This window comes from Angustibacter speluncae (assembly GCF_054777815.1).
In genome coordinates, this window is sequence record NZ_BAAHAF010000187.1 from 1 (window position 1) to 14,936 (window position 14,936).

Annotated in this window: 17 protein-coding genes and 1 pseudogene; 12 read left to right on the forward strand and 6 right to left on the reverse strand. The window is 75.7% G+C overall.

The genetic code is table 11. The annotated features are described in order from the left end of the window. Positions 1-222, reverse strand: a pseudogene (locus ACYVKY_RS20345) (hypothetical protein); the annotation flags it as partial. 115 nt (positions 223-337) lie between these two features. Between ACYVKY_RS20345 and ACYVKY_RS20350 the strand changes: the two are divergent. Then, the gene (locus ACYVKY_RS20350) at positions 338-2,059 is read left to right on the forward strand and encodes a bifunctional metallophosphatase/5'-nucleotidase (RefSeq protein ID WP_460436808.1); all 1,722 of its coding nucleotides are present in this window, start codon (positions 338-340) and stop codon (positions 2,057-2,059) included. A gap of 100 nt (positions 2,060-2,159) precedes the next feature. Here the strand turns inward: ACYVKY_RS20350 and ACYVKY_RS20355 are convergent, their stop codons facing one another. The 3 genes from ACYVKY_RS20355 to ACYVKY_RS20365 form a co-directional block, all read right to left on the reverse strand. Then, the gene (locus ACYVKY_RS20355; RefSeq protein ID WP_460436809.1) at positions 2,160-2,873 is read right to left on the reverse strand and encodes a response regulator transcription factor; all 714 of its coding nucleotides are present in this window, start codon (positions 2,871-2,873) and stop codon (positions 2,160-2,162) included. Between the two features lie 92 nt (positions 2,874-2,965). Beyond that, positions 2,966-3,694: a hypothetical protein gene (locus tag ACYVKY_RS20360; RefSeq protein WP_460436810.1), complete on the reverse strand. Its 729-nt coding sequence runs from the start codon at positions 3,692-3,694 to the stop codon at positions 2,966-2,968. A 46-nt stretch (positions 3,695-3,740) separates the two neighbouring features. Next, positions 3,741-4,103, reverse strand: coding sequence for a DsrE family protein (locus ACYVKY_RS20365; RefSeq protein WP_460436811.1), 363 nt, complete (start codon positions 4,101-4,103; stop codon positions 3,741-3,743). A 164-nt stretch (positions 4,104-4,267) separates the two neighbouring features. Between ACYVKY_RS20365 and ACYVKY_RS20370 the strand changes: the two genes are divergently transcribed. The 8 genes from ACYVKY_RS20370 to ACYVKY_RS20405 all read left to right on the forward strand — a co-directional run bounded on the left by ACYVKY_RS20370 (position 4,268) and on the right by ACYVKY_RS20405 (position 10,541). Continuing rightward, complete coding sequence (locus tag ACYVKY_RS20370) at positions 4,268-4,828, forward strand: heme-binding beta-barrel domain-containing protein (RefSeq protein ID WP_460436812.1); 561 nt, start codon at positions 4,268-4,270, stop codon at positions 4,826-4,828. A gap of 52 nt (positions 4,829-4,880) precedes the next feature. After that, the gene (ygfZ, locus tag ACYVKY_RS20375) at positions 4,881-5,921 is read left to right on the forward strand and encodes a YgfZ/GcvT domain-containing protein (RefSeq protein ID WP_460436813.1); all 1,041 of its coding nucleotides are present in this window, start codon (positions 4,881-4,883) and stop codon (positions 5,919-5,921) included. A 199-nt stretch (positions 5,922-6,120) separates the two neighbouring features. Further along, positions 6,121-6,603 (forward strand): helix-turn-helix domain-containing protein, encoded by a 483-nt coding sequence (locus tag ACYVKY_RS20380; RefSeq protein WP_460436814.1) that lies wholly within the window; start codon positions 6,121-6,123, stop codon positions 6,601-6,603. Positions 6,604-6,605: 2 nt separating this feature from the next. Next, on the forward strand, positions 6,606-7,259 hold the full coding sequence (locus ACYVKY_RS20385; RefSeq protein ID WP_460436815.1) for a hypothetical protein: 654 nt from the start codon (positions 6,606-6,608) through the stop codon (positions 7,257-7,259). 128 nt (positions 7,260-7,387) lie between these two features. Further along, on the forward strand, positions 7,388-8,701 hold the full coding sequence (locus ACYVKY_RS20390) for a UDP-glucose dehydrogenase family protein (RefSeq protein WP_460436857.1): 1,314 nt from the start codon (positions 7,388-7,390) through the stop codon (positions 8,699-8,701). A gap of 37 nt (positions 8,702-8,738) precedes the next feature. After that, positions 8,739-9,707: an asparaginase gene (locus ACYVKY_RS20395; protein WP_460436816.1), complete on the forward strand. Its 969-nt coding sequence runs from the start codon at positions 8,739-8,741 to the stop codon at positions 9,705-9,707. 15 nt (positions 9,708-9,722) lie between these two features. Then, on the forward strand, positions 9,723-10,166 hold the full coding sequence (gene dtd / locus ACYVKY_RS20400) for a D-aminoacyl-tRNA deacylase (RefSeq protein WP_460436817.1): 444 nt from the start codon (positions 9,723-9,725) through the stop codon (positions 10,164-10,166). Positions 10,167-10,217: 51 nt separating this feature from the next. After that, positions 10,218-10,541: a DUF2516 family protein gene (locus ACYVKY_RS20405; protein ID WP_460436818.1), complete on the forward strand. Its 324-nt coding sequence runs from the start codon at positions 10,218-10,220 to the stop codon at positions 10,539-10,541. A 20-nt stretch (positions 10,542-10,561) separates the two neighbouring features. On the opposite strand, the gene ACYVKY_RS20410 is transcribed toward ACYVKY_RS20405, so the two are convergent. Beyond that, positions 10,562-11,356 carry a class I SAM-dependent methyltransferase gene (locus ACYVKY_RS20410; RefSeq protein ID WP_460436819.1) on the reverse strand — a complete coding sequence of 265 codons (795 nt, stop codon included), beginning with the start codon at positions 11,354-11,356 and terminating at the stop codon, positions 10,562-10,564. A 105-nt stretch (positions 11,357-11,461) separates the two neighbouring features. Between ACYVKY_RS20410 and mshA the strand changes: the two genes are divergently transcribed. Further along, positions 11,462-12,793 (forward strand): D-inositol-3-phosphate glycosyltransferase, encoded by a 1,332-nt coding sequence (gene mshA, locus ACYVKY_RS20415; protein ID WP_460436858.1) that lies wholly within the window; start codon positions 11,462-11,464, stop codon positions 12,791-12,793. Continuing rightward, complete coding sequence (locus ACYVKY_RS20420; protein WP_460436820.1) at positions 12,790-13,359, forward strand: type III secretion system chaperone family protein; 570 nt, start codon at positions 12,790-12,792, stop codon at positions 13,357-13,359. Before mshA ends, ACYVKY_RS20420 begins: the two co-directional genes overlap by 4 nt. Here the strand turns inward: ACYVKY_RS20420 and ACYVKY_RS20425 are convergent. Further along, the gene (locus ACYVKY_RS20425; protein WP_460436859.1) at positions 13,350-14,057 is read right to left on the reverse strand and encodes a M23 family metallopeptidase; all 708 of its coding nucleotides are present in this window, start codon (positions 14,055-14,057) and stop codon (positions 13,350-13,352) included. The two genes, ACYVKY_RS20420 and ACYVKY_RS20425, sit on opposite strands and share 10 nt — an antisense overlap. A gap of 129 nt (positions 14,058-14,186) precedes the next feature. On the opposite strand from ACYVKY_RS20425, the gene ACYVKY_RS20430 reads away from it, so the two are divergent. Continuing rightward, entirely contained in the window at positions 14,187-14,930 is a 744-nt protein-coding gene (locus ACYVKY_RS20430; protein ID WP_460436821.1) for a 2,3-diphosphoglycerate-dependent phosphoglycerate mutase, read from the forward strand. The last annotated feature ends 6 nt before the right edge of the window (positions 14,931-14,936 follow it).

Below are 14,936 nucleotides of genomic sequence, written 5' to 3' on the forward strand. Positions count from 1 at the left end.
GACGGCGGCGGCGGCGCCGTCGGGCGCGACCTGGGCGTACGCGACGAGCCGCCCGTCGAGCAGGGCGCCGAGGTGCCGCACACCGGGGCGCCGGTGCCGCAGCGCCAGCTCGCCCGCCTCGTCGAGGGCCCGGGAGCCGTCGGCCGCGGCGGCGGCGTCGAGCAGCGGGCCCACCAGCTCGAGGTGGGTGTCGTCGAGGGGCTGCACGCGCGGTTGCTCCACACGGGCCAACCTAGGGGTAGCGCGGACCGGTCGGATTCACCCGTCTGAGGGCCCCGACCGTCCGTCCGTGACCGTAGGGTTCCTGGCGCACCCCCCGAAACCCCCCAGGAGCGTCATGAACGTCCTCACCCGCCCACGCGCCGCCACCGCGGCGCTCGCCACGGCCGCCCTGGCCGCCGGCCTCGCGGCCGCGGTCGTCCCGCCGTCGCAGGCCGCCCCGCGCAACCTGCAGACCGTCCAGCTGCTGTCGTTCAACGACTTCCACGGCCACCTCGAGGCGAACGACCCGAACCTGAGTCGCACGCTCGACCCGTCGCAGACCCCCTCCGGCGGCGCCGAGTACCTCGCCGCCCACCTGCAGCGGCTGCGCGACGCCAGCACCGCCGACGCCAGCTTCACGGTGGCGGCCGGCGACCTGATCGGCGGCTCGCCGTTCCTGTCCGGCGCCTTCCACGACGAGCCCGCGGTCGAGTCGCTGAACGCGCTCGGCCTCGACGTCAGCAGCGTGGGCAACCACGAGTTCGACGAGGGCACCGAGGAGCTGCTGCGCATGCAGGAGGGCGGGTGCCACCCCGTCGACGGCTGCTACTTCGAGGACGCCCCGTACGCCGGCGCCGACTTCGAGTGGCTCGCCGCGAACGTCCGCAAGCGCGGCACCGACCAGACGCTGCTGCCGGGCACGTCGATCAAGGACGTCGACGGCACCAAGGTCGGCTTCATCGGCATGACCCTCGAGGCCACCGACACCCTGGTGAACCCCGCGGGCGTGTCGTCGGTGCGCTTCCTCGACGAGGTGCTCACCGCCAACCGCGAGGCGCGCAAGCTCAAGCAGCAGGGCGTCAAGTCGATCGTGGTGCTGCTGCACGAGGGCGGTCTGCAGACGGGCACCTACCAGGACTGCACGGGCATCTCCGGCGCGGTCGTCGGCATCGCCGAGCAGCTGAACCCCGAGATCGACGCCGTCATCACGGGCCACACCCACCAGCCGTACGTGTGCAGCATCCCCGACCCGCGCGGCAAGCCGCGCCTGGTGACCTCGGCCGCGTCCTTCGGGCAGGTCGTCACCGAGACCAAGCTGGTCATCAACAAGAACTCCGGCGACGTCCTGCGCGACCTGTCGACCGCCACGAACCACCTGGTGGCGCGCTCGACCGTGACGGCCGACCCGGAGCAGACCGCGATCATCGCGAAGTGGCAGACCCTCGCCGGCCCGGTGGGTTCGCAGGTCGTCGGGCAGGCCACCGCCGACATCGGCGGCGACGGCGTCACCGGCCCGGCCTGCCGGTGCGAGGAGACGCCGATGGGCAACCTGATGGCCGACGCCATCCTCTGGGGCACCAGCGCCCCGGCCGACGGCGGCGCCCAGCTCGCGCTCATCAACGTCGGTGGCATCCGGGCACCGATCGGCGCGGGTGAGATCACCTACGCCGAGGCGTACGCGGTGCAGCCGTTCGGCAACGTGCTCGTGACGCTCGACCTCACCGGTGCCCAGCTCGACACGGTGCTGGAGCAGCAGTACCAGCCGGTGTCGGCCCGCGGCAGCCGCCCGACGCTCGCGCTCGGCACCTCCGCCGGGTTCAGCTACACCTGGGACGCCACGCAGCCCCAGGGCTCGCGGGCGAGCGGCCTGACCCTGAACGGGACGCCGGTCGACCCGGCGGCCACCTACCGGGTGGGCACGCTGAACTTCCTCGCGGCCGGTGGTGACCTGTTCACCGAGTTCACCAACGGCACCAACCTGCTCGGTGCCGAGGAGGACGTGACGAACCTGGTGGAGTACCTCGGGGCGAACACCCCCGTCAGCCCGCCGGCGACGGACCGGGTGAACGGCCTGTGACCCGGGCCTGATCGGCACGACGCCCCCGGCGCGGACGCGGTCCGCACCGGGGGCGTCGTCGTGCCCGGGGGTGTCGTGCCGGGGTTCCTGCGACCGACGGTCAGGCGTCGGCGTCGACGGGCTCGGACGCCTCGCGCCGGCCCGGCGGGACGAACCGGTAGCCCACATTGCGCACGGTCCCGATCAGCTGCTCGTGGTCGACGCCGAGCTTGGCGCGCAGCCGCCGCACGTGGACGTCGACGGTGCGGGTGCCGCCGAAGTAGTCGTAACCCCACACCTCCTGCAGCAGCTGGGCGCGGGTGAACACGCGCCCGGGGTGCTGGGCGAGGTACTTCAGCAGCTCGAACTCCTTGTAGGTGAGGTCGAGCACGCGTCCGCGCAGCCGGGCGGTGTAGGTGCTCTCCTCGATGACGACGTCGCCGGCGCGGATCTCGTCCGGCTCCTCGTCCTCGCCCGCCGCGAGCGCCAGCCGGCCGGAGGCGAGCCGCAGCCGGGCCTCGACCTCGGCGGGTCCGGCGGTGTCGAGCAGCACGTCGTCGGCGCCCCAGTCGGCGGCGACGGCGGTGAGCCCGCCCTCGGTGAGCACCAGCAGCAGCGGCGAGGAGACCCCGGTGGTGCGCAGCAGCCGGCACAGCGACCGGGCGGCGGCGAGCTCGCGGCGGCCGTCGACGAGCACGAAGTCGGCCACCGGGGCGTCGACGAGGGCGACCGGCTCGGCCGGCAGCACGCGCACGCTGTGGGGGAGCAGCCCGAGGGCCGGCAGCACCTCGCTGGAGGGCGCGAGCGCGTTCGTCAGCAGCAGCAGCTGGGCCACGGGTCCTCCTCCCTGCGGGCGCGGGAAGGACCCAGGATAGGCGGCGGCCTCCGCGGGACGCCGCGTCGTCCCTCCAGCTGGGACGCCCGCGGTCAGCCGGCGACGCGCTCGAGCAGGTAGACGATCGCGCCGGTGCAGCAGACGCCGGCGGCGCCGAGCGCGAGCCCCGCCTGGCGCGAGGTGGCCGACGGCAGCGTCGCGAACAGCCGGTCGAGGCTGACCAGCAGCACCGCGACGAGCAGGCCGGTGACCGCGCCGGGGACGGTCGCGACGTCGGGCAGCGCCACCGACGCCAGCACCGAGCCGAGCAGGGCCGCCACGACGCAGAGCACCCCGGTGACCCGCTGCGGCAGCGGCACCGCCAGCGCGAGCGAGGCCGGGACGAGCGCGGCGACGCCCGCGAGCACCAGGTCGGTGCTGGTGCCGGCGGCCGCGAGCCACCCCGCGACCAGCTCGACCACGACGACGCCGGAGACCACGCCCGCGACCGACTCGACCAGGCGGGGCCGCATGTCGCGGCGCAGCAGCTGGTGGGCGAACGTCGCGACCACCGACAGGGCCAGCAGGGGGGTGAGCCAGCGCAGCGGCTCGTCCTCGGTGCCGGCGAGCGAGACGACCAGGACGGCCGCCGTCCCCCCGAGCGCGAGCACGGTCGTCGACCCGCGCTGGGTGGGCAGGCCGAGCAGGGTGGGCCACCCGGTGGCCATCACGATGACGGTGACCAGCAGGGCCGCGACGAGCAGCACCTGGCCCGCGAGCGCCCCGAGCGCCACCGTCGCGGCGAGCACGGCGGTGGTGACGGCGGGCACGGCTCGGGTCACGCGCGGCATCCTCCCAGACGTCCCGGTGGCGACCACCGGGCCGGCGTCAGTAGACGAGCGCCTGGACGCCCTCGCGCAGCGCGGCCTCGACGAACGAGGCCGACCCGGCGACGCGTACGCCGGGCAGCAGGTCGTCATCGGTGAGGTCGCGGCGGGCGGCGCACTGCGCGCACACGGTCACCGAGCCCTCGGCGAGCACGGCCGCGAGCAGGTCGGCGGCGGGGGCGGCGTGCGCCAGGGCCAGGTCGTCCGCCCGTCCGGGCACGGCCAGCCAGGCACCCTCGCCGGTGAGCCAGAGGTCGACCTCGGCCCCGGCGGCGACCGCCGTCGCCGCCACCGTGAGCGCCTGGTTCGCGCGCTCGGGCGCGTCGGTGCCGCACGTGCACTTCACCAGCAGGGAGCGGGCCACGAGCGCCACCCTACGAGCGGGGCGGTAGCCTCCACCCATGGGCGGACTGGAGATCTTCTACCTCACCCTGCTGGTGCTGTCGTCGATCGTGATCGGCTGGTTCGCGGTCTACGTCCTCTACAAGCTCTTCGCCGGCCAGCGCTGAGCCCGGCGGTCCGCGACCCGTGAGCGACGCCGACGGCGCACGCCGAGCCCCGCTGGAGATCCCCGCCGACCTGCCCGGTCCGCTGCTGCCGCTCGCCTGGCTGCTCGGGCGCTGGGAGGGCGCGGGCGTCGTCGGGTACCCGACGATGGACGAGGTCCGCTTCGGCCAGGAGGTCGAGGTGCGCCACGACGGCCGCCCGTTCCTGCACTGGCGCTCGCAGGCCCACCTGCTCGACGACGACGGCGCCGTGGTGCGCCCGCTCGCGAGCGAGACCGGGTACTGGCGCGTGGTCGTGCCGGACGACGCCGAGGCCGCCGCGCGCGAGGCCGCGGGCGTCGACGTCGAGCTGCTGCTCGCCCACCCCACCGGGTTCGTCGAGATCTACACCGGCCGGGCCTCGAACGGCCGCGCCGACCTGTCCACCGACGTCGTGGCCCGCACCAGCACCGCCAAGGAGTACACCGCGGCGACCCGGCTGTACGGGTTCGTCGAGGGCGACCTGCTGTGGGCGATGGACATGGCCGCCGTCGGGCAGCCGCTCACCCCGCACGCGTCGGCCCGGCTGAAGAAGGTCGGCTGAGGCGTCCCGTGCGAGCCGGAATGGGCGCGGGTCCCGGGGCGCTGACCCCGGCATGAGCACCAGCGCCGCCACCACGTCCGCGTCCCCGCTGCTGGCCCGCGAGGGCGCCGTCGCGGCCGACGGCCCGGACGCCGGCGTCGCCTGGCACTACGGCGACCCCGTCCGCGAGCAGCGGCTGCTGCTCGCCGGCGAGGCCGTCGTCGACCAGTCGCACCGTGGCGTGGTCACCCTCACCGGGCCGGACCGGCTCACCTGGCTCGACACGCTCTCCACCCAGTGGCTGCGCGACCTGGGTCCGGGGCAGCCGCGCGAGGCGCTCGTCCTCAGCCCGCACGGACGCGTCGAGCACGCCCTGCACCTCGTCGACGACGGCACCACGACCTGGATCACGGTCGAGCCCGGCGCGCAGGCCGCGCTGGTGGCGCACCTGGAGCGGATGCGCTTCATGCTCCGGGTCGAGATCGCCGACGTCACCGACGACTGGGCGGTGGTCGCCCAGCTGCGCGGCGGCGCCGACCTCGCGAGCCCGGTGCCCGGCTGGGACGACCCCTGGCCGACGACCTCGCCGGACGGCGTCCGCTACTGCCTGGCCCCCGACGACGAGCACCCGGGCGCCGAGCGCCCGTGGCGCGAGGTGCTCGTGCCGCGCGCCGAGCTGGCCGCGGCGCTGGCCGACCGCCCGCTGGCCGGCACCTGGGCGTCCGAGGCGCTGCGCGTCGCGGCCTGGCGCCCGCGGTTCGGTCTCGACACCGACGAGCGCACGCTCCCGCACGAGCTCGACTGGTTGCGCACCGCGGTGCACCTGCGCAAGGGCTGCTACCGGGGCCAGGAGACGGTCGCGAAGGTGCACAACCTGGGCCGCCCGCCGCGGCGGCTGGTGATGCTGCACCTCGACGGCTCCGGGCACCAGCTGCCCGAGCGCGGCGCGGTCGTGCAGGGACCGGCCCGGGCCGCCGGGCAGCTGACCTCGGTCGCCCGGCACCACGAGCTCGGCCCGATCGCCCTGGCCGTGGTGAAGCGCTCGACGCCGGTCGACGCCGTGCTCGCCGTCGACGGCGTGAGCGCGTCTCAGGAGGTCGTGGTCGCCCCCTGAGTGCTCGCTCCAGCGAGCACCCGCGTCCCGGTCCGTTTCCCAAGTTCAGTGCCGGAAGTGACACCGGAGTGGTGGAACGACACGCGTGCCGTGCCAGCACGCCTCGTCCAGTGCGTGCAGGACCCGGGGTGACGGACGCCACGCCCGCTTGCAGCCGCTAGCGCTTGCATCTGCTAGCAGGAGCAAGCAGAGTGGACGCATGGCCACGCTGAAGGTCACCGAGCTCGGTGAGTTCCTGCGCGAGCAGCGGCAGGGCGCGAAGCTCTCGCTGCGCCAGCTCGCGGAGGCGGCGGGGGTGTCGAACCCCTACCTGAGCCAGGTGGAGCGCGGCCTGCGCAAGCCGAGCGCCGAGGTGCTGCAGCAGATCGCCAAGGGTCTGCGCATCTCCGCCGAGGTGCTCTACGTGCGCGCGGGCATCCTCGAGGAGGGTGCCGGCAAGGCGGAGGTCGAGACGGCCGTGATGGCCGACCCCGACCTCACCGAGCGCCAGCGGCGGGTGCTGCTGGACATCTACGCCTCGTTCCGTTCCGAGAACGCGCGCGAGGCCGAGGCGGCCGCGTCCGCCACCGACGAGCCGGCGCCGACGACGCCCCGGACCCCTCGCAGCACCACCGCGAAGCGCGCGACGAAGCGCACCACCCGCAAGGCCCCCACGAACCGCACGAGCACTGGAGGACAGTGAAGATGAGCACCCTGACCGAGGACCTGAGGAAGACCGCCGTCGACGCCGGCTACGTCGTGGTCGGCATCACCGACCTGGCCGTCGAGCGCGCCCGCGGCGCGCAGGCGCAGCTGGTGCAGGTGCGCGACGAGGTCCGCACCGAGCTCGCCGCCGACAAGCTGCAGGCGCGCGTCGCCGCCCTGCCGCAGCAGGCCCGCGCGCTGCCGACCTCCGCCGTGAGCCGTGGCCTCGAGGCCGCCGGCAAGGTGGAGGAGGGCTTCGACGGCCTCGCCGGCCGCGGCAAGACCCTGGTCGAGCGCATCCGCAAGCAGAAGGCCACCCAGGACCTGGTGCAGCAGGGCAAGACCACCCTGTCGCGCACCAAGGCCGCCGTGACCACCGTGCGCCGGGGCAGCAAGGACACCCAGGTCGCCGCCAAGGCCGCCGTCACCAGCGCCCGCAAGGACGCCGAGACCTCGGCGACCGCGGCGAGGAGCACCGCCAAGAAGGCCACCGCCAAGCGCACCTCGCCGGCGACCAAGCGCACCGCCACCACGGCCAAGAAGCGCGCGACCGCGTCGAAGTCGGCCACCAAGAGCGCCACCACCAGCGCCCGCAAGACCGCCGCGCAGGCCACCAAGGCCGTCGCCGCCGCCGCCGAGAAGGTCGGCGACTGACCTCGCAGCACGGCTGACCGCAGGACCCCCGCGCACCCGCGCGGGGGTCCTGCGCGTCCGGCCCGGGAGGGTGCCCGGCGCCCTCGTCGGCGCGGGGGGAGCGGCTGCGAGAGGATCAGCGCATGAGTCTGCGGATCGGTGTCGTCGGGTGCGGGTACCTCGGGGCGGTGCACGCCGCGTGCATGACCCGGCTCGGGCACACCGTCGTCGGCCTCGACGTCGACGAGGCCAAGGTCGCCGGGCTCCAGGCGGCACGCTCCCCGTTCTTCGAGCCCGGGCTCGACGAGATGCTCGCCGAGACGCTCGCGACCGGGCGGCTGGAGTTCACCACCGACGCCTCGCGCCTGGAGGGCTGCGACGTCGTGTTCGTGTGCGTGGGCACGCCCCAGCGCAAGGGCGAGCTCGCGGCTGACACCCGCTTCGTGGACGCGGCCGTCCGCACCGTGGTCGAGCACGTCCCGGGCGAGGCGCTCGTGGTCGGCAAGTCGACCGTCCCGGTCGGCACGGCGGCCGCGCTCGCCGACCTGCTCGCCGCGCAGGCGCCCCACCTGGAGCTGGCGTGGAACCCCGAGTTCCTGCGCGAGGGCCTGGCGATCCAGGACACGCTCACCCCCGACCGGTTCGTCCTCGGCGTCCGCACCGAGCGGGCCGAGGCGCTGCTGCGCGAGGTCTACGCCACCCCGATCGCGGCGGGCACCCCGGTCGTGGTCACCGACTTCGAGACCGCCGAGCTGGTGAAGGTCGCCGCGAACGCGTTCCTCGCCACGAAGATCTCGTTCATCAACGCGATGGCCGAGGTGTGCGAGGCGACCGGCGCCGACGTCGTCCGGCTCGCCGACGCCATCGGCCACGACGCGCGCATCGGACGCCGGTTCCTCGGCGCGGGGCTCGGCTTCGGCGGCGGCTGCCTGCCCAAGGACATCCGCGCCTTCATGGCGCGCGCCGGCGAGCTCGGCGCCGACCAGGCGCTCACGTTCCTGCGCGAGGTCGACGCCATCAACCAGCGCCGCCGCGGCAAGGCGGTCGAGCTCGCCCGCGAGGCGTGCGGGGGGTCGTTCATCGGCAAGCGCGTCGTCGTGCTCGGCGCGGCCTTCAAGCCCGACAGCGACGACATCCGCGACTCGCCGGCGCTGAACGTCGCCGCCCAGATGCGGCTGCAGAGCGCCGACGTCGTCGTCACCGACCCGCGGGCGCTCGACAACGCCCGGGCGCTGTGGCCCGACCTCACCTACGTCGAGGACACCGACGCCGCGATCGAGGGCGCCGACGTCGTCCTGCTCGCCACCGAGTGGCCGCAGTACACCTCGCTCGACCCCGAGCGGGTCGGCGGCCTGGTGCGCGAGCGCCGGGTCATCGACGCCCGCAACGCCCTCGACCCGGACGCCTGGCAGCGCGCCGGCTGGACCTACCGCGGCCTCGGCCGGCACAGCTCGCTGGCCTGAGCGCACCCCGCCGCGGCCCGTGCGGCAGGATCGGGCCGTGACCACCCCCGCCGCCGTCCTCGCCCACGTCGTGCGCGGAGGGGTGGTCGAGTCCGTGCACCACGGCCATCTCGTCGCCCTCGGCCCGGACGGCCAGGAGCTCCTGCGCGCCGGCGACCCCGACGCCCAGGTCTTCGCCCGGTCCTCGCTGAAGCCGCTGCAGGCGGTGGCGATGCTGCGCGCCGGGCTCGACCTCGACGGCCCGCTGCTCGCGCTCGCCTGCGCCAGCCACAACGGCGAGGCGGTGCACGTCGAGGGCGCCCGCGCCGTGCTGGCCGCCGCGGGCCTGGACGAGGGCGACCTGCAGAACACCCCCGACCTGCCGCTCGACGACGCCGCGGCCTTCGCCTGGCGCACGGCCGGACGCGGCAGGGAGCCGATCGCGCAGAACTGCTCGGGCAAGCACGCGGCGATGCTCGCCACCTGCGTCGCGAACGGCTGGGACACCGCCACCTACCGCGACCCGCAGCACGCGCTGCAGCAGGCCGTCCGCGCCACCCTGGTCGACCTCACCGGCGACGAGCCCGCGCACGTGACGGTCGACGGCTGCGGCGCCCCGCTGTTCTCCTGCTCGCTCACCGGCCTGGCCCGCGCGTTCGGCGCGATCGCGCGCGCGGGCGCCGACGGCGACGACGGCCCGCTCGGACGGGTGGCGCGCGCCATGGCCGCCCACCCGCAGATGGTCGGCGGCACCGGGCGCGACGTCACCGCGCTGATGGCCGGCGTCCCCGGGCTGGTCGCCAAGGACGGCGCCGAGGGCGTCTACGCCGTCGGGCTGGCGGACGGCTCGAGCGCGGCGCTCAAGGTGCTCGACGGCGCGCAGCGACCCCGCCCGGTCGTGATGGCGGCTGCGCTGCGCGCGCTCGGGGTCGACGCGCCGGTGCTCGACGAGGTGGGCTCGGTGCCGGTGCTCGGCCACGGCGAGCCGGTCGGCGCCGTGGAGGCCGTCCTGCCCGCGGCGGGCTGAGGGGGCGGGCTGACCGTGCGCGTGCTGCTGCAGCGGGTGAGGACGGCCTCGGTCGTGGTCGACGGCGAGGTCGTCGGCCGGGTCGACGGCGCCGGCAACCCGACCGGGCAGGGCCTCCTCGCGCTGGTGGGCGTCACGGGGACCGACGGCCCCGAGCAGGTGGCGACGCTGGGCCGCAAGATCGCCGGCCTGCGCGTGCTCGACGGCGAGCGCTCGGCCGACGAGGTCGGCGCCCCGGTGCTGGTCGTCAGCCAGTTCACGCTCTACGCCGACACCCGCAAGGGACGCCGCCCGTCGTGGTCGGCGGCTGCGCCCGGACCGGTCGCCGAGCCGCTGGTCGAGCAGCTGGTGCAGGCGCTGCGCGGGCACGGCCTCGAGGTGGCCACCGGGCGGTTCGGCGCGCAGATGGAGGTGTCGCTGGTGAACGACGGACCGGTGACCCTGCTGCTCGAGGCCTGACTCCCCGCGGACGTCCAGCCGGCTCCCAGGGTCGGCACCTACCATCGGTGCATGGCCGAAGTGCAGCTCGTCATCTACTGGGGCTTCGCCCTGGCGTTCCTCGCTCTGCAGGTGTTCGCCCTCGTCGACGCCGGGCGGCACCGGGCCGACGCCTACCCCGCGACGAGCAACCAGTCGAAGCGGTTCTGGCTGATCGTCCTGGGCGTCGCGGTGCTCGCGGGCGTCCTGTCGCTGCCCGTGATCGGCGGCGTCGGCATCTTCCTCGGCCCGTTCAACATCCTGAACATCGTCGCGGTCGTCGCCGCCGGCATCTACCTCGCCCGGGTGCGCCCGGCCGTCCGCGCGATCACCGGACGCAGCTCCGGCGGCTGGTGACGAGCGCGGCATAGGCCCGCTCAGCGGGGCGCGACGTCGTCCCAGCCGACGGTCAGCTCGCCCAGCCGCCAGCGCGCGGCGCCGTCGCGCACGTCCCACCCCTCGTCGCGGACGGTGCGGCAGGTGGCCAGGAACCGTTGCCGCGCACCGAAGCTCGCCTGGTGGGCGTGCCGCGTCCAGGCCTCGTCGAGGGCGGCGAGCCACGCGTGGACGCGCTCGCCCGGCAGGTTGCGGTGGATGAGCGCCTTGGGCAGCCGCTCGGCGACGTCGCCGGGACGCCCGAGCCCGCCGAGCCGCAGCGACACCGTGAGCGTGAGCGGTCCCTCGACCCCGACGGCGACCCAGGCGGCGCGCCGGCCGACCTCGTCGCAGGTGGCGTCGACCAGCAGGCCGCCCGGGGAGAGCCGCGACGTCACCTGCTCCCACGCGCCGGACACCTCGTCCTCCCCGTACTGCCGCAGCACGTTCGCGGCCCGCACCAGCACGGGCCGCCGTCCGCCCACGGGCCCGAGCTCGAACCCGCCGTGCGCGAACCGCACCCCGTCGCGGGCGAGCGGTGCGGCCGCCCGGACGCGCTCCGGGTCGATCTCCAGCCCGACCACCTCGACGTCGGGACGCACGGCCCGCAGCCGGTCGGCGAGCTCGAGCGTCGTCACGGGCGAGGCGCCGTACCCGAGGTCGACCACGAGGGGGTCGTCGGCGCCCCGCAGCGCGCGCGCACCCGGCCCGGCGAGCCAACGGTCGAGGCGGCGCAACCGGTTCGGGTTCGTGGTGCCGCGGGTCAGGGTGCCCACGGGACGGCGGGGGGCCGGCACCGTCCCATCCTCCCGAACGGGCGCCGGGACGCGCTCGCGCGACCCGCAGCACCACGGGGTAGCGTCGCGAGCGTGACCGAGCCCTGGACGCCCCGCCGGGTGGCCATGCTCTCGGTGCACACCTCGCCGCTCGAGCAGCCGGGCACCGGCGACGCCGGCGGGCTGAACGTCTACGTCGTCGAGCTGGCGACCCGGCTGGCCGCGCGCGGCACCGAGGTCGAGGTCTTCACCCGCGCCACGTCGGCGTCCACGTCCGCGCTGTCGGACGAGGCGGTCGAGCTGGCGCCCGGGGTCACGGTCCGCCACGTCGTGGCCGGTCCGCTCGCGGGGCTCGGCAAGCACGACCTGCCCGGCCAGCTGTGCGCCTTCACCGCCGGCGTGATGCGCGCCGAGGCGGCGCAGGAGCCCGACTTCTACGACGTCGTGCACTCGCACTACTGGCTGTCCGGCCAGGTCGGCTGGCTCGTCGCCGACCGCTGGAACGTGCCGCTGGTGCACACCATGCACACGATGGCCAAGGTGAAGAACTCCCACCTCGCCGAGGGCGACCGGCCCGAGCCGACCGGACGCGAGATCGGCGAGGAGCAGGTCGTCGCGGCGGCCGACCGCCTGGTCGCGAACACCACGTCCGAGGCGGCCGAGCTGATCGACCTCTACGACGCGCGTCCCGAGCGCGTGGCGGTCGTGCCGCCCGGCGTCGACCTCGACGGCTTCCGCCCGGTCGACGAGCGCGGACGGCGCGAGGTGCGGGCCTCGCTCGGGCTCGCCGAGGACGCGCACGTGCTGCTGTTCGCCGGCCGGATCCAGCCGCTCAAGGCCCCGGACGTGCTGGTGCGCGCGGCCGCCCACCTGCTGCGCACCCGCCCGCAGCTGCGGGGTCGGCTCGTCGTGGTGGTCGTCGGCGGCCCCAGCGGCTCCGGCCTCGACCGGCCCGAGGAGCTGCAGGAGCTCGCCCAGCGCCTCGGCCTGCTGGGCGTCCCGGGCGTCCCGGACGTCGTCCGGTTCGAGCCACCGGTCTCGCGCACCGACCTGGCCCGCTGGTTCCAGGCGGCGGACCTGGTGGCCGTCCCGTCGTACAACGAGTCGTTCGGCCTGGTGGCGGTCGAGGCGCAGGCCTGCGCCACCCCGGTCGTGGCCGCGGCCGTCGGCGGGCTGCCCACGGCGGTCGCCGACGGCGTCTCGGGCGCGCTCGTCGACGGCCACGACCCGCTCGAGTGGGCGCAGGTGCTCGGCGCGCTGCTCGACGACCCCGAGCGGCTCGCCCGGCTGCGCCGGGGCGCGCGCGAGCACGCCCGGCGGTTCGGCTGGGACGCCACGGTCGGCGCCACGCTCGAGGTGTACCGCGCCGCGCGCGACGAGCGGCTGCTGCGGCTCGGGCGCGCCCGCCCCGCCCCGCCGCGTCCGGCACCGGTGGGTGCCACCGAGGTCGCGCCGTGAGCGCGACCGCCCGGGCCCGCGCCCAGGAGGTGCTCGAGCGCTGGCTCGACGACGCCGCGGCCGAGGAGGTGGTCGGCCCGCACGGGCCGGCCCGCGTCGAGCACGAGCCGGGCGCGCGCCCGGGGGAGTACGTGGTGCAGCTGCCCGGTGAGCGCAAGCTGCGCACCGGCGTCTCGCTGCTGCTCGGCGACCACTCGCTGTCGGTGTCGGCGTTCGTCGTCCGCAACCCGGACGAGGAGCACGCCCGCGTGCACCGCTGGCTGCTCGAGCGCAACGCGCGGCTGCGCCAGGTCGCGTTCGCCGTCGACCGCGACGGCGACGTCTACCTGCGCGGGCGGCTGCCGCTCGAGGGCGTCACGGCGGGCTCGCTCGACGCCCTGCTCGGCGAGGTGCTCGAGGTCGCCGACGGCTCGTTCAACGAGCTGCTCGCGCTCGGCTTCCTGACGTCGATGCGCAAGGAGTGGGCCTGGCGGGTGTCGCGCGGCGAGTCGACCCGCAACCTCGAGGCGTTCCGGCACCTGCTCGAGGACACCGCGACCGACCAGCGGCCGGCTGCTCAGGGGTAGGCGGACGGCGTCGCGGGGCACCCGTGCTCGACGTACCACTGCCACACCGCGGGCGCCGGGTCGGCGTCCTGCCCGGTCCGCCAGGCCTCCAGGTACGGGTACGGGCTGACCACCCCGCGGCGGGTGAACCAGTCGCCCGGCCCGCAGCGTCCGGGGCTGAGGCCGAGGTGCAGGTGGCAGCCGGTGCCGGCGGCCGAGCCGGTCTCGCCGACCGTCCCGAGCACCTGGCCGGCGCGCACCCAGGTGCCCGGCTGCACCTCGACCGTCGCGAGGTGCGAGCCGTAGTAGCGCACGCCGTCGTCGCCGAGCACGGTGACCGAGAGCCCGCCGCGGTCGGCGCCGACGTTGGTGGCGCGGTCCCACAGGTCGGTGGTCGAGGTCTCGACCACCTCGCCCGCCGCGACCGCCAGGACGGGCGTGCCGCAGTCGGCGAAGACGTCGGTCGCCGGGTAGTCGTGGTGGTCCCGCGCGTAGTCGGTGGCCCCGGCGACCGGGAACGCGCGCGTCCCGGCGACGACGCGGCCCGCCAGCGGGGGGAGCGGTGCGGGCTCGGGCGGGGCGAGGAGGGCGGTGCCCCGTGCGGGCGGGACGTCCTCGGGCGTGGGCGCCGGGGCCTGCGCGGCGAGCCCGGGCACGAGCCCCGGCGCGGCCTCGCTCGCCAGCAGGAGCGCCAGCCCGAGGCCGCCGACCACGGACACCGCCACCAGCACGGAGGCGAGCACCGACGCCGCCTCGCGGACGAGGCGGGACCGGCTGCCTCCCGGTTCGCGCACGCCGCCAGTGTCCACGCCTGCGGGCCGCGACGGGGCCGTCAGTAGGCTGACGGCATGTCGTACACCCTGGTGCTGCTCCGCCACGGCGAGAGCGAGTGGAACGCGAAGAACCTGTTCACCGGCTGGGTCGACGTGCCCCTGTCCGACAAGGGCGTGCAGGAGGCCCGGCGGGGCGGCGAGCTGCTCGTCGCGAGCGGCGTCCTGCCCGACGTCGTGCACACCTCGCTGCTGCGGCGGGCGATCACGACGGCCAACCTCGCGCTCGACGTCGCCGACCGGCACTGGATCGAGACCAAGCGGCACTGGCGCCTGAACGAGCGCCACTACGGCGCGCTGCAGGGCAAGGACAAGAAGCAGACGCTCGCGGAGTTCGGCGAGGAGCAGTTCATGCTCTGGCGCCGTTCGTACGACACCCCGCCGCCGCCGATCGAGCCCGGCACCGAGTTCAGCCAGGACACCGACCCGCGCTACGCCGACCTCGGCGGCGACATGCCCGCGAGCGAGTGCCTCGCCGACGTCGTCGCGCGGATGCTGCCGTACTGGGAGCAGGCCGTCGTCCCCGACCTGCGGGCCGGCAAGGTCGTGCTGCTCGCGGCGCACGGCAACTCCCTGCGCGCGCTGGTGAAGCACCTCGACGGCATCGACGACGAGACGATCGTCGGGCTGAACATCCCCACCGGCATGCCGCTGGTCTACGAGCTCGACGACGACCTGCGGCCCACCGTGGCCGGCGGTCGCTACCTCGACCCCGACGCCGCCGCCGCGGCCGCGGCCGCGGTCGCGAACCAGGGCCGCTGAGGTCGC